This is a genomic window from Novosphingobium lindaniclasticum LE124, from assembly GCF_000445125.1.
Classification (GTDB): Bacteria; Pseudomonadota; Alphaproteobacteria; order Sphingomonadales; family Sphingomonadaceae; genus Novosphingobium; species Novosphingobium lindaniclasticum.
On record NZ_ATHL01000001.1, the window covers coordinates 49,599 to 64,087 of the forward strand.

11 protein-coding genes are annotated in these 14,489 nt (G+C 64.6%); 5 read left to right on the forward strand and 6 right to left on the reverse strand.

Translation table 11 applies throughout. From position 1 onward, the window contains the following. The first annotated feature begins 72 nt into the window (after positions 1-72). From L284_RS25350 to L284_RS25365, 4 genes are all read left to right on the forward strand, one after another. Positions 73-3,198, forward strand: coding sequence for a glycoside hydrolase family 2 TIM barrel-domain containing protein (locus tag L284_RS25350; protein ID WP_021232050.1), 3,126 nt, complete (start codon positions 73-75; stop codon positions 3,196-3,198). Positions 3,199-3,340: 142 nt separating this feature from the next. Then, complete coding sequence (locus tag L284_RS25355; protein ID WP_021232051.1) at positions 3,341-4,951, forward strand: TIR domain-containing protein; 1,611 nt, start codon at positions 3,341-3,343, stop codon at positions 4,949-4,951. Positions 4,952-4,993: 42 nt separating this feature from the next. Further along, positions 4,994-5,473 carry a nucleotide synthetase gene (locus L284_RS25360; RefSeq protein ID WP_021232052.1) on the forward strand — a complete coding sequence of 160 codons (480 nt, stop codon included), beginning with the start codon at positions 4,994-4,996 and terminating at the stop codon, positions 5,471-5,473. A 29-nt stretch (positions 5,474-5,502) separates the two neighbouring features. Beyond that, positions 5,503-6,975: a TRAFs-binding domain-containing protein gene (locus L284_RS25365; RefSeq protein WP_031341259.1), complete on the forward strand. Its 1,473-nt coding sequence runs from the start codon at positions 5,503-5,505 to the stop codon at positions 6,973-6,975. Between the two features lie 12 nt (positions 6,976-6,987). Here L284_RS25365 and L284_RS25370 read toward each other — a convergent pair whose 3' ends face one another. The 4 genes from L284_RS25370 to L284_RS25385 all read right to left on the reverse strand — a co-directional run bounded on the left by L284_RS25370 (position 6,988) and on the right by L284_RS25385 (position 11,994). Continuing rightward, positions 6,988-7,557 (reverse strand): Crp/Fnr family transcriptional regulator, encoded by a 570-nt coding sequence (locus L284_RS25370; RefSeq protein WP_081673844.1) that lies wholly within the window; start codon positions 7,555-7,557, stop codon positions 6,988-6,990. Positions 7,558-8,309: 752 nt separating this feature from the next. Beyond that, a complete protein-coding gene (locus tag L284_RS25375; protein WP_021232055.1) occupies positions 8,310-9,992 on the reverse strand; it encodes a M28 family metallopeptidase in 1,683 nt (560 codons plus the stop codon). A gap of 136 nt (positions 9,993-10,128) precedes the next feature. Beyond that, complete coding sequence (locus L284_RS25380) at positions 10,129-11,244, reverse strand: aminotransferase class V-fold PLP-dependent enzyme (protein WP_021232056.1); 1,116 nt, start codon at positions 11,242-11,244, stop codon at positions 10,129-10,131. A gap of 3 nt (positions 11,245-11,247) precedes the next feature. Next, the gene (locus L284_RS25385; RefSeq protein WP_021232057.1) at positions 11,248-11,994 is read right to left on the reverse strand and encodes a tryptophan 2,3-dioxygenase family protein; all 747 of its coding nucleotides are present in this window, start codon (positions 11,992-11,994) and stop codon (positions 11,248-11,250) included. Between the two features lie 134 nt (positions 11,995-12,128). Between L284_RS25385 and L284_RS25390 the strand changes: the two genes are divergently transcribed. Further along, a complete protein-coding gene (locus tag L284_RS25390) occupies positions 12,129-12,602 on the forward strand; it encodes an Lrp/AsnC family transcriptional regulator (protein WP_021232058.1) in 474 nt (157 codons plus the stop codon). A gap of 49 nt (positions 12,603-12,651) precedes the next feature. Here the strand turns inward: L284_RS25390 and msrB are convergent, their stop codons facing one another. Next, on the reverse strand, positions 12,652-13,101 hold the full coding sequence (gene msrB, locus L284_RS25395; protein ID WP_031341263.1) for a peptide-methionine (R)-S-oxide reductase MsrB: 450 nt from the start codon (positions 13,099-13,101) through the stop codon (positions 12,652-12,654). Between the two features lie 78 nt (positions 13,102-13,179). Further along, positions 13,180-14,478: a glycoside hydrolase family 130 protein gene (locus L284_RS25400; RefSeq protein WP_031341264.1), complete on the reverse strand. Its 1,299-nt coding sequence runs from the start codon at positions 14,476-14,478 to the stop codon at positions 13,180-13,182. Positions 14,479-14,489: the final 11 nt, after the last annotated feature.

Below are 14,489 nucleotides of genomic sequence, written 5' to 3' on the forward strand. Positions count from 1 at the left end.
TACGATATATGAATTGGCGTGATGGCTCCTGATCGGAGCATCGACGGTGCGTATCGAAAAAGGGGCAGGTGCTTGCGGAATTTCCTGAATAGTTGCGCGATCGGCGGGATCGCGGCGGCGGCGCTTGTCGTGCAACCGGCCTGCGCACAAACCGCACCTGCGGAATGGGAGCAACCGGAAGTCGTCCGCCAGGGCGCGGAAACGATGCACGCGACCTTCCAAGGCTTCGATACCAGAGCCGGCGCCCTCGCGCGTGACGTGTCTAAATCCCGCTATCACCTGTCGCTGGATGGCGATTGGCAGTTCCGGCATTCTGCCACCCCGGAAAGCCGCCCTGCTGACTTCTTCAAGCCGGACTTCGATGTGAGCGGCTGGGGCACGATGAAAGTGCCCGGCATCCTTCAGGCGGAGGGACACGGCCGGCCGGTCTTCGTCGGCAGCGGCTATCCTTTTCCGCGCAACCAGCCATGGATCGACCATAGCCTCAACGAAGTCGGCTCCTATCGCCGCGACTTCACGGTTCCTGCCGCCTGGTCGGGGCGGCGCCTGCTGCTGACGGTCGGCGCGGCGGGCGCGGCCTATTACATCTGGATCAATGGCCAGCGCGTGGGCTATTCGGAGGATTCCAAGCTCCCGGCCGAGTTCGACGTGACGCGCTACGCTCGGCCCGGCAAGAACACCGTTGCCATCGAACTCTACCGCTTCGCCGATGGCAGCTATCTGGAAGACCAGGACTTCTGGCGCGTCAACGGGTTCGAGCGGAGCGTCACGCTCTATGCCGCTCCGGCCACGCACATCCGGGACCTGACGATAGATGCGGGCCTGGAGAACGGCTACCGCGACGGCAAGCTGGACGTGAAGGTGGATCTGGCCGGACAGCTCGCCGCCCTGCGCGTTCGCGCGACCTTGCTCGACGGGAGGCGTAAGGTCCTGACGCGCGAGGGTGCGGCGGAAGGCGGCGCCGTGTCGCTGGCCGCTGCCGTGCCGGCGGTGCGGACATGGTCCGCCGAAGACCCGCAGCTTTACACTTTGCTGGTCGAACTGCTGGATGCCCAGGGCAAGCTGGTGGAAGCGACCAGCCGCCGCATCGGCTTCCGCAGCGTCGAGATCGCTGGCGGCGAAGTGCGCGTGAACGGCAAGCGGGTGATGATCCGCGGCGTCAACCGGCACGAGCACGATCCCAGGACGTTCCGCATCGTCTCCGAGCAGACGATGCGCCGCGACATCGAGCTGATGAAGGCGGCCAACGTCAACGCCGTGCGCACCTCGCACTATCCCAACGACCCGCGCTGGTACGATCTGGCTGACGAATATGGCCTCTACGTCATGGACGAGGCCAATATCGAGAGCCACGGCTACCTCAGTCTTTCGCAGGAGCACGGTAACGATCCGAAGATCCTGCTGGGCAACGATCCCAAGTGGAAGGTGGCGCATCTCGACCGCGTCGAGCGCATGGTGCGGCGCGACCGCAACCATCCGTCGATCATCTTCTGGTCGCTCGGCAACGAGACCGGCATCGGCGAGAATTTCGAAGCGGCGGCGAAGTGGGTCAAGGAGAACGATCCGAGCCGCCTTATCAGCTTCCTGGGCTGGAGCATGAGCAACTGGCGCCACCCGGTGAACAGCTACGTCGACATTTTCGCGCCGATGTATGACGACGTGCCCAAGATGGTGGACTATGCCAAGGACCCCGCCTTCACGCAGCCGCTGATCCTTTGCGAATATGCCCATGCCATGGGCAACAGCCTCGGCGATCTCGAAGGATACTGGCAGACGATGCGCAGCTATCCCAAGCTGCAAGGCGGCTTCATCTGGGATTGGGTGGACCAGACTATGCTGCTGAAGGACAAGCAGGGCCGGCCGTTCTGGGGGCAGGGCCTCGACTACGATCCCGACCCGAAGGGGCCGGGCCTTCATGGCGACGACAGTCCGGTGGGAGACGGCGTCATCCAGGCCGATCGCACGCCGGACCCGGAATACTACGAACTGGCCAAGGTACAGGCGCCCATCGCCTTTACGCAGGATGCAGGCGGCTACCGTGTGGTCAATCGCCACGACCATATCGACCTTTCGCGCTTCACGCTCGACTGGACGGTGATGGAGAACGGCAAGGACGTTGCGCGCGGAGTGATTGCATCGCCAGATGTGGCAGCCGGCGCTTCCGCCTTGCTCGCCGTCCCCGTTCCGGCCGCGAAGGATCCGGCGGCGGAGCGCATCCTCGTGCTGCGTGCCCGCGCAAAGGCGGGAGCAGTGCCCACGCAGCCCGCCGGGCATGTCGTCGGCTGGGAGCAGTTCGCGCTGACGGCGCCGACGGCGGTATCCGTGCCTGCCGGGGCGGTCGCACCGAGCGAGACGGAAACGGCCCTGCGGCTCGCAGCCGGAGAGGCCGAGTTGGAGATCGATCGGGCGACCGGTCTCGTTACCCGATATCAACGAGGCGGCAGGCTGCTACTGACTGGCGGCGCTCCGAATTTCTGGCGTTCGCTCACTGATAACGACGTCGGGGCAGGCATAGCGAAAAGCCATGCCATGTGGCAGCACTTCTCGCAGCATCGCCGCGTCGAGGCGGTCTCCCGCGAAGGCGACGCCATCGTCGTCCGCCACGACATGGGCGTGGGCTCGGTGAAGACCGAGACGCGCTGGACCATGGCAGCGGACGGCACCGTAGGCGTGACCGTCCGCTTCGAGCCGCTGCGCGACACTCTCCCCGATCCCTTGCGTGTCGGCCTCGCCTTCGAGACGCCCGCGATGCTCGATCAGGTTCGCTGGTTCGGACGCGGGCCGCAGGAGACTTATGCGGACCGCAAGACCGCTGGTCTGATCGCGCAGTGGCAGGGCAAGCTGGCGGACCAGTTCCACGACTATGCCCGACCGCAGGAATCCGGCAACAAGACGGACGTGCGATGGATCGAACTGACCGGTGCCAGGACCGGACTTCGCATTGCGGGTGCCCAGCCGCTTTCGGTCAATGCTCTGGCGTTTCCCTACGACGATCTGGCGACGAAGCCGCCCGGCCAGGCGCATAGCTCCGATATTCGCGCGCACGGCAACGGCACCATTCTGGTCGATGCGGCACAGGCGGGTGTCGGCGGCGATACCGGGTGGAACCTGGATGGCCGCGCGCATATGCCGTACCGGATCCAGCTCAAGCCGCTGACCTATTCGTTCACGATAGGCACGCCCGACACTTATCGCTAGGCCTTGGCGGCTGGTCCTCGCTAAGTCGGACGCGCCATAATGGTCAGGGGTTCTCGGGCGTTGCGCCGGGTAATCGATGTGATAGGGACGAATTGCAGGCTGGGGCACCGCGGGGGCGTTGGCAGATGATCGTTCGTCGAGGATGACGGCTCACGAGGACTTGGACGGTACCGGCGGCGCCGCCGAGAGCGGAAACGCGGGTGCGCGGCATTATCGTGCCTTCCTGAGCTACAGTCACGTCGATGAGCGCTTCGCCCGGCGGCTGCACCGCTGGCTGGAATCTTACCGGATCCCCGCCCGCCTCGTCGGCACGGCAACCGCTTCCGGGACCGTGCCGCGCCAGTTGACGCCGATCTTCCGCGACCGTGCCGAACTGCCTGCCGCCTCCAGCCTCGACCAGGAAGTGCGCCAGGCCCTGTCGCGATCGGATGTGCTGCTGGTTCTCTGCTCGCCCGCTGCAAGGAACTCGCGCTGGGTCGATGCCGAGATCGAACTGTTTCGCAGCCTTCACCCGGGCCGCCCCGTGATAGCCGCGCTGCTGGAAGGGGAGCCGCAGGACAGTTTTCCAGCCTCGCTGATCGGCCCGGATGCGGCGGGCATCACGCACGAGCCCATCGCGGCGGACTTCCGCACCGATCACGACGGCCCCAAGCTCGCCCGGTTGAAGATCGTGGCGGGACTGACCGGCATCGCTCTGGACCAGATCATCCAGCGTGATGCGCAGCGCCAGCTGCGCCGTGTGATTGCCATCACGCTCCTCACCGTCCTGCTTACTCTATCCATGGCCCTCATGCTGATCTTTGCGCTTCGCGCGCAGAAAGAAGCGGAGCACCAGAGACAGCAGGCCGAAGGATTGATCGAGTTCATGTTGACGGACCTCAGACAGAGGCTGGAAGGCGTCGGCCGTCTCGATGTCCTGCAATCCGTCAACCAGCAGGCGCTCGACTACTATGCGGATCAGTCCGATCTGAACGCATTGCCGGCCGATTCCCTGGAACGCCGGGCCCGTATCCTCCACGCCATGGGCGAGGACGATCACAAGCGCGGCGACCGCGCCGGAGCCATCGCCAAGTTCGAAGAGGCGCACCGCGTTACCGCCACGCTGCTGGCAGCCGATCCGCGCGACCCGTCCAGGATATTCGCGCATGCGCAAAGCGAGTTCTGGCTGGGCTACGTCGATTTCATCGGCCAGCGCTTCGACAGGGCACTGCCCCGCTTCCTTGCCTATCGCGCGTTGGCGGAGCACCTCGTGCGCCTCGTGCCGGAAAACCAGGCCTACTGGCGCGAACTCGGCTATGCCCAAGGCAATATCTGCACGATCGCGGTCACTCTCAAGGGACCGGAAGATCAGTTGGGCGAATGCGGCAATGCCCTGAAAACGATGCAGCGGGTCGCCCGGATGGTGCCGGAGGATCGCAGTCTCGACGTGGATATCGCCAATCGCCACGCATGGATGGCGGACGCCTTGCGCGTGCAGGGCCGCGACGTCGAGGCGCTGCAGGAACGATCGCGGCAGGCTGCGATCGTACAGCGGCTCGTCACGGAAGATCCCAAGAACGCGACTTACCAGCAGGATTGGATGCTGGCCCGCTATTCGAACGCGCAATTGCTCTATAGTCTGGGCGAGAAGAGCCGTGCGATACAGCTGCGGGAGGAAGCGCGGCAGGATGTCGCGCGGCTGATCGCAGGGGATCCGCAGAACAACGATTGGCGCGTCTGGCAGGAGAAACTGGCCGCGCCCTTCGGGAATTGACGCCGGGCCAAAATGAACGGCCGTGGGAAATCAGGAAGGGTCATGTCCACGCTCAACTATACCCAGTACGGCCTCTCGCCCGACTTCGATCTCGGGCTGGCGGACGATGCCACGGTCGTTCCATTTCGCGTGACTCTTGAGGTCGTCGACGCGGCGATCTCTCTGCATTACGAAGTGGTGGGCAAGGAGAAGCTCCATTACATCCCCATCACTTGCGACAGCAAAGTGGAGATCGAACTGGTGGGCGACCAGCTCTTCTTTTCGAAGGCCTGGGACGCGATCACGACGAAGGAAGCGCTGTCCTCTTATTACGGCGGCCTGGAGTACGACAAATACGACAAGCAGCTCGATCGCTACAAGGTGGTCCGCTTCCAGGCGCGCTTCAATCGCGGCGGCAAGCTGGGAACCCGGCACCCGTTCAACATCAACGTCGATCTCCTTCAGGGGACCCGCTGCGATCCGCGATGGGTCGGCCTGACCATCGATCCGGACATCAAGAACCCGCCGCCGGGTCGCTTCTGAAACCGCCATCCGCCTGAGGGAAAACGCCGGTGACTCTTCCTGCCCTTGCCAGAATCAGGCAGATCGCGCGCGCGGGTGATACCTTGCGGGCATGGCGGATGTTCGAGGATCTGGGCCTAGGCGCATCCTCTTCAGCCGATGCGCTGAGCCTCAAGGGTCGGCTGCTGAAGGACCGCGGGCTGCGCGGTGGGGGCAGTGAACGTGCCGGCCTGTTGGAGCAGGCGCAGGCAGCTTATCTGCAGGCAGCGGGCAGCCGCCGGGCGACATACCCGCTGATCAATGCGGCAACCATCGCCTTCCTCAACGATCGTCCCGACGAAGCGCGTCGCATCGCCCGCCGCGTGCTGGAAATACTGGCTTGCGGCGACTACGAGCCGGAAACGCGGTATTGGCTTGGGGCTACCGAGGCGGAGGCGCTGCTGCTTCTGGACGATCCGCAAGCCAGCCGCCAGGCGCTGGAACGCGCGATGAAGTCTTCGCCCGAGGCGTGGGAGGACCATGCCGTCACCTTGGGTCAGTTCCGCCAGATCCTGGAAAGGCTTGGCCGGTCGCCCGATCTCCTCGACGATCTCCAGCCGCCGCCCAGCCTTTATTTCTATGGGATAATCGGCCTGCCGGATGACGAAGCCGAAGCGCGCGCCAAGCTGGAATGCGCGCTCGACGAGATCCGGCCCGGCGCTGTGTTCGGTGCCCTGGCAGCCGGCGCAGACATCCTCATGGCCGAAATGGCAGTGGCTCGCGGTGCCCGGCTTCATGTCGTGCTGCCCACGTCGCTTGCCCGCTTTCGGCAGATCTCGGTCGAACAGTACGACAGTGCCTGGGGCGAACGCTTCGATCGGCTGATGGGGCAGGCAGACGTGGTCGAGGTCCTCGAAGGCAATGCCGGTTTGTCAGAGGCTGCCATTCTGAACGGGTCGCAAGTGGCGATGGGGCTGGCCTTGCGGCACGCCCGAAGCCTGGCCTCGCGCGCCGTAGCGCTTCACCTCGCGCGGGCCACGGATCTTCCCTCTCCGGCCGAGGTCGAGTGGCGCGCGCACGATCTGCCGGTTCGCCGCGTGATTCTCGATGAATGGCTGCCGGCGCGCGGCAGTGCTTTGGATCGCGCGAAGAATGTCACGATTGTCGCATCTCCCGGGCGATTGCCTGGCGTTCTCGGTAGCGCCCCCGTCACGCAGATCGAAGATGAGAAGGGAACCGTCCTCGCCTTTCCGGACCTCGTGGCTGCGATCGATCACGCGCAGGCGCTGCTGCGCAAGGATCCGGAGCTGCGGCTGGGGATCGACAGCCGTGCGGTCGTGCCGGGCGAAAGCCTCGAGGTCTCCGGCGAACTGGCTTGCCTGCTAGCCAGCGCGGCAACAGGAGGAAGCATCTGTGCATCCTGGCCGCAGATCGCCGCTCTTGAACTGCTTGCGCCCGATTACCGCTTCGATGCGGCGGGGGAGATCGTCACAGCGATCGGGAACGTCCCCATCGGATTGTTCTGTCACCTGCCGAGCGCATGAACTGACGGGAAATCAGCAGATTAGTTCCGCCAGCATGCGGGGCGCATGGATGATCAACTGCTCGTCGTCGCGGCTGATGATCCCACGCCGAATCAACGTGGCTATGGCGCGCGAGGCTGTTTCGCGCGTGGTGTTCGCCCCCAGGGCCAGCATCGTCACGCGGGGGGAAGGCACGATCCGATCGCGTCCATCCGCCAGCGCCACCAGTTCGGCATAGACCCGGCCCGCCGCGCTATAGGTGATGCGCGTCACCATCCGGTCCAGCGCACGGTCGAGCTGGCGGGCAAGAAGCCGCGCCATTCCCGCCGCGATCTGGACATCGCCGGCGACGAGTTCGGCGATCTTGCCGGCTTCGGCGCAGAGCAATTGGCAATCGAATAGGGCGCTGATCTCCGCGCGATGCACGGAAGCGGTGGGATAGGCTCCGAAAAATTCGCCCGGACCATGTTGCGCCACTTGCTGGCGCTGCCCCTCGAGGCCGTAAGTCTCGACTCGTAAAGCGCCTTCGATGACGAGCCAGCAATTGTAAGAGGGTTCGCCCTGTCTGGCGAGGATGTCCTTGGCGAAGAGCCTTTGGGGCATAAGAACGCGCGCCAGCGATTCGGCAGGCTGCCGATCACATCGAAAAATCGCCCGAATGGCCTCGATCTGACCTTCGAAATCCAACTACGGTGCCCCTCAGCCGGCCGGCCGCCCCGCCGTGCGAAGTGTCCGCGCGACAAGGACGGCTTACCGCATTGTAGCCGGGTTGGGGAAGAAGGCCCGTTACGATTCATACATCAGGTGTGATCCCGGTCACGCCGCATGGGCGTTTCCGGGCGTAAACACAGCGTGCGACCCGAAGGCGGCTCGTAACAGAGCAGCCCTATTCCTTGGCCCGGAGGTCTTCATGGCCTTCGGGCCATTTTTATGCCTGCTTTGGGGGCCTGTCTGGCTTGAGCGCCCGGACTTGCGCTCTCTGACTTTGAGAGATCGGCCGAGTATCGAATTGCGATCCGAGGACGGGATGGGAGACGCTGCAGTTCTTTTTTCGTCGCAAGGAATTGCTGCCGGATAGCTTCCTTTCTAACAAGTGAAAATAAAGTCATTGCGGCGTTAAAAGGTTGTCACTCGCAAGAAACGCAGGGAGCGCGGATAGTGCCGCGCACGCTCGAGTGGCGGTGGTAAACGACCGGAAGTCCTTCAAGAAAATGAAATAATCCGTTTTGTAGCTCTCTCATTCACCTTTACGTTCGAGATCACCGGATCGGTGCTTTCTGGCGAAGGGCCACTATCTCCCGCCTCGAATAGGAAGCCGCCGTGCTGCCGAAATCTGGCGCGCGGCGGCTTTAGGATCATTTGCGCAAGGCTGCCGTGGTGTCGCGGGTCGCACGGAATTCGCTGTCCTGCGACCAGTTCGGCCAGTCGCGGCCGTTGGCCAGGCGGTTGCCGAGGTTGTAGAGCAAGGTCATGTCGCCGACCCAGCTGCTGGTGTTCCAGGTGGCGTCGTATTCGTCGGCCGGTTGGTGATAGCGGTCGCGCGTGTAGATATCGGCCAGTTCCTTGCCGCGTGCCGCCCCGCCGTTCACCAGTTCGGTGCCGGCATCATAGGAGATGGCGGGGACGCCGCGCTTTGCCATCGGGAAGTGGTCGGAACGGTAGAAGCTGCCCGCTTCGGGTCGCGCGTCCGGCGTGTAGTGCCGGCCCAGCTTCTCGCCTTCCTCCGTCAGCATGGTGAGCAGATCGAGCTTTGCCGCACCGGAGATGCTGAAGTCGACCGTCTTCTCGGCCGCGAAAGGACCGTCCATGTTGATCACGCCTGCGGTCGTGGCCAGCGGCCGGAGCGGATTGTCCGCATAGAATTCCGAGCCCAGCAGGCCTTTCTCCTCTGCCGTCACGGCCAGGAACAGGACCGAGCGCTCCGGCGGCGGACCACCCGCGTAGGCGCGGGCGAGTTCGAGCAGGGCGGCCGTGCCCGAGGCGTTGTCGAGCGCGCCGTTGTAGATGCGGTCGCCTTTGGCATCGGGCAGGCCGACGCCCAGGTGGTCCCAGTGCGCCGAGTAGATCACCGTCTCGTCAGGGTACTTGGAGCCGCGCACCAAGCCGGCGACGTTGTGCGAGGTGATGATCTCGGACTTCACCGCATAGTCGGCGCTCATGGTGGCCTTGAGCGGCACCGGCTGGAAGTTCTTCTTGCGGGCAGCGGCCTTGGCGGCTTCGAAATCGAGACCCGAGGCCTTGAACAGCCTGGCCGCCAGATCCTTCTGGATCCAGCCTTCCATCTGGGTGTGCGCGGACCTGGGATCGGCGCGGACGATGTCGAACATGGTGTTGGTGTTGGAGTTCTTGACCGTCGCCCAGCCGTAGGAGGCGGGTTCGCTCTCGTGGATCACGAGCACGCCCGCCGCCCCCTGCCTTGCGGCTTCCTCGTACTTGTAGGTCCAGCGGCCGTAGTAGGTCATCGACTTGCCGCCGAAATCGCCTTCTCCGCCCTCGAAGTCCGGGTCGTTGACGAGGACGACCATGATCTTGCCCTTGAGATCGACGCCCTTGAAGTCGTCCCAGCCGCGTTCCGGCGCCTTGACGCCGTAGCCGACGAAGACCAGTGGCAGGTTCTTGAAGGCTACGGAAGACTGACCGGTCTCGGCGGCGCGCACGGCGATCTGCTCGCCTTGCGACAGCGGAACGGCCGCGCCGCCCACGGTCATCCCCAGGCGGGGGCTGCCCGTGATTTCCGATTTGCGCAGCGGCACGTCCTGGAACCACGTACCCTTCTGGCCGGCGGGCTGAAGCCCTGCAGCCTTCATCTGTGCTGCAAGGTAGTCGATGGTCTTCTTCTCGGCCGGGGTCGCCGGACCGCGGCCTTCGAATTCATCGCTCGCGAGCACCTTGATGTCCTGCGAAATGCGGGCGACATCGAACTGCGGAGCGGCCGGAGCGGCGATCGCCATCGAAGCCATGCTCACGGCGGGCAGGGCACCGCCCAGGATCAGTGCGCGCAAAGCCCGGCGCGGGGAACGGGAGGTCGGCGAAGTCATGGATGGCTCCTTGGCTGGAAGGCTCTGAAAGGCAGAAAAGATCCGGTCGATCCCATGAAGCCGATGATGCCTATCCTGGTCCGGTTGTCGATATGGCGAGGGCATGATTTCGACAGAAGAGCGCGTTCGGGCCAGTTCATCCCGCGAGGCTGAACTGCAATCCGGCATGCGCGATGGTTCGGCCGAGAGCTTCCGCTTCCTCCGGCGTGTTCCAGGCGTGGAACGACGCCCGTAGGCACTGGCCGCGCACATCGTAGCGAAATCCACCGGGGGCCAGCGCCGCGTTGAGATGCGCGACGTCTTCGAACAGCAGGCAGAGCGTTCCGCCCCGATCCGTCATGTCGATCTCGCAGCCGGCAGCCTCGGCGAAGGCTGCGATGCACGTGCGGTTATGGCGCAGGATCGCCTCCTGACCGATGCGGTCGATCACGTCGAGACCGGCAGTCGCAAGCGCGAAGGGCGCGATGGACGGGCTGCCGCCCTGGAAGCGGCGAGCGTCGGGGGCGGGGCGGAAGCGCCGGATGTCGAATTCGAAGGGATCCTCATGCCCGAACCATCCCAGGTCCAGCGGCTCGATGGCGGATGTCAGTTCGCCGCGCAGCCACAGCCATGCCGCGCCGGGGCCGCCGCAGAGCCATTTCACACTGGACCCGATCACGGCGTCGACGCCCCATTCGCGCGGGGTTACCGGCAGGATCCCGGCGGACTGCGCGGCATCGACGATCGTCATCGCGCCGTGCTGCCTTGCCAGCGCCGCGATCTCCGAAATCGGCGAGGTCACGCCGGTATTCGAATGGACATGCATGGCGATCACGGCCGCCACCTCATCGTCGATATGGCGTTCCCAGGTCCTTGCATCGCCAGGGGAGTGGCCGGCCGGGATGAGGCGGGTGCGGAAGCCCAGCCGCTCCAGGCCTTGCGCAACGTAGCCCACGGTCGGGAAGGCCTGCTCCGAGAGCACCACGTAGTTTCGCCCGTTCTCGAGCCGCAAGCCCGAGAGAAGCGAGAACAGCGCCGAGGATACGCTTTCCTGCGGCGCGACTTCATCCGCGCTGGTGCCGAGCAGCCTTGCGACGCCGCCGCGAAACCGTTCGATCGTCTCCAGCCAGGGCTCCCAGGCCGCTCCACCGGTGTTCTGCCAGGGATCGAGATAGGCAGCGTCGAGCGCGGCGCGGGCCGTGCGCGGCAGGCAGCCGACCGAGTGGCTCAGCAGGTAGGGGCCGCCTTCCGGGACGTGGAACAGGTCATGCATCGATCAGTGGCTCGCCTTTTCCGCGATGCTCTCGCGGACTCGGCCGTAGTCATGGCCCCATTCGTCGGTCATTTCCACGCGCACGTCCCACAGCGCGGGGAAAAAGCGATGTTTCGCACCGGCCTGCAGCAGATCGACGGAGCGTCCCTTGAGCGAGGCCGAGCCCATGCCGATCGAGCGGTGGATCAGGAACAGATGGTGCCAGCGGAACTTGCCGAAGAGTTCGTCGAGTTCCATCAGTGCCTCGGCCACGGCATAGGCCTCGTCGTGGGCATAGGCGTGGTCGTAGATGTCGCGCACGGTCCGGCCGGCGCCGGTGACATAGGCTGCGTCGAACGTGGCCCAGAGATCGGGAATGATGCGGAGCAGAACGCGGAAGCCCGGCGACTCCTGGCCGCTGCCGTTGCCGAGCTGAAGCCGGATCTGCTGGTACTCCTTGGGCGACATGGTTTCCAACAGTTCGAGCTGGTCCGTCATCATGCGCAGGATGCGGTGGCAGCGCGTGAGCAGGGTGGTGACGCGGAAGGTCTGTTTCTCACGCAGGTATTCGTCCACCGCGACGACCGTATAGGCCATCAGCTTCATCCAGAGTTCCTCCACCTGATGGACGATCTGGAATTGAAGCTCGTCGGCATTGGCAAGGTCGTCGAAGGGTTTCTGGCAGGTCAGCAGGCGCTCGGTCTGGAGGTAGATTTCGTAGTCGAGAGCGGCAGGCGCCTCGAGCAGTTCGTAGACCTTGCGGCGTTCCATGTTGTCTCTCCAGCAGATGTGTGAGAGGACAATAGCACCGAAGGAAGGGGACATTGATCCCATTTGGCAGATGGAATGCTGATGATGAAGAACGATCGTCTCGCTGGTGAGGTAGATTGGAGAAGTTCGTTCTCATGACGAAGGCACCGCCACGGCTCGATCCCGCCGACCGGCGTATCCTTGCGGCTCTGGAACGGGATGCCCGGCTCAGCTTCGCGGATCTGGGCGAGGCGGCGGGGCTGTCCAAGACGCCGAGCTGGAAGCGCGTTCAGGCGATGGAGAAGGCGGGCGTCATCACCGGATACCGGGCGATGATCGATCCTGCCGCCATCGGTCTGGGCACCAGTGCCTTCGTCCACGTCTCCATCGCCTTCGACCGCCATGAAGACTTCGAAGGCGCGGTGCGTGACGAGGCGGCCATCCTGGCTTGCCATGCCGTCGTGGGCGATTTCGATTACCTGCTGCAGGTCATGACCGGGGGCGTGCCGGAACTCGACGATTTCCTGCGCAACCGCCTGCGGCGCCTTCCCGGTGTGCGTCACTTCAACACGACGCTGGCCATGCGCGACGTGAAGCCGCGCGCCTGCCTCACCGAAGCGGTACGGTGAGGCGGCGCGTGAGGGCCCTGTTCAGGCCTGAACGATCAGGCCCTGACGATCAGGCGACATCCTCGACCTGATCGAGGTAGCTGGCATAGCCTTCCTCCTCCATCTCCTCGCGCGGGACGAACCGGAGCGAGGCGGAGTTGATGCAATAGCGCAGACCGCCCCGGTCGCGGGGGCCGTCCTCGAAAACGTGGCCGAGGTGGCTGTCGCCATGTGCCGAGCGAACTTCCGTGCGGGTCATGCCGTGGCTGTGATCCACCAGCTCGTTCACGTTTGCCGGTTCGATCGGCTTGGTGAAGCTCGGCCAACCGCAACCGGATTCGTATTTGTCCGAGGACGCGAAGAGCGGCTCCCCCGAGACGATATCGACGTAGATGCCCGGCTTCTTGTTGTAGAGGTACTCGCCGGATCCGGGGCGCTCGGTGCCGCTGCGCTGGGTGACGTGGAACTGTTCCGGCGTCAGGCGCGCGATGGCGTCTTCATTCTTCTCGTAGGTCGGCATGCGTTCGTTCTCCTTGGAGGCGAACATGGTGATCGCAAGCGGCCGTGCAAAGAGGCGTATGTAACAGCGGGCACCAGGTCAGGCCGGAACGAGCACGCCGAGAAGATCGTCGAGACTGGCGACGGCGAAGGCGGTCACTTCGTCGCCGATGCCGTAGGGCAGCAGCACGCGGCGCCCATGGACGAGCGCGCCGCAGCTGTAGGTGACGTTGGGAACGTAGCCGCCATGCTGCTCCGCACTGGGATAGACCAGCGGCGCGCGCGATCGCTTCAGCACGCGCGAGGGATCGTCCCGGTCGAGCAGGCAGGCGCCGATGCAGTAGCCGCGCACCATGCCCACGCCGTGGGTGAAGACCAGCCAGCCTTCATCGATCTCGATGGGGGAGCCGCAATTGCCCAGTTGGACGAACTCCCAGGGGTAGGCGGGCATCATGATCGGTGCGCCCTGCTCCCAGGTCAGGAGGTCGTCGGAGCGCAGCAGCCAGATGTTTTCCCCGTCCTGGCGGCCCAGCATGACATAGCGGCCATCTATCCGGCGCGGGAACAGCGCCATGCCCTTGTAGCCGGTCATGCGGCCGGAGAGCGCGCGCATTTCGAAGGTCCGCAGGTCGACCCCGCGCAATATCTCCTGGCGCGCATTCTGCCCGTCGTAGGCGGTGTAGGTGCCGATGAGCAGGCGCTGCCCGTCGTCTTCGGTGAACACGACCATCCGCAAGTCCTCCACCCCCTGCTTCTGTCCCGGCAGGACGGGGAAGATCACGGTTTCGGAGACGTCCTGACTGTCGTGGCACTGAAGCCGGACCCAGCCCTGTTCGTCGCTCTCGATGCGCGGCGGGAAGCAATGGGGGCTGGCGGGATCGATGGTGACCCGGTTGCCGCCGTCCCAGGTGCCGGTGCGGAAGGTTACCGAAGAGATGTGTCCTTCGCCTATTCCGCGCAGCGAAAGGAGGAACCTGACGCCCTCGCCCGGCGCCTGGGCCACGTCGTCCTCCAAGGGGATGCGCACGATGCTGGGATTGAACAGGGCGGCGGATTCGAAGGAATATTCCTGGCTGAGGTAAGCGCCCAGCAGCAGGCGGTCGCGCCGCTTGAGAGCGGAAATGTCGCCGAGTTCCGCGGCGAGGGCGTCTACCTGGCGCAGGAACACCTCGTCGGCATTACGATGACGTTCGCGCATGGGGCCCATGATGAAGGCGATCATCCGCTCGCGCACGTCCTCGCCAAGCGCCAGCAGGCGTTCGACGATGACTTGCGGGCGAGGCGGGTGCTGTCCGGCAAAGGCGGGTGGATAGGCGAAATGAAACGGGCGGATGACCGTACGGCCGGGATCGGGCCGCAGTTCCAGGTCGATCCTCGTGAAGACGTCTGCCGCTTCCATCGGCGGTGCTT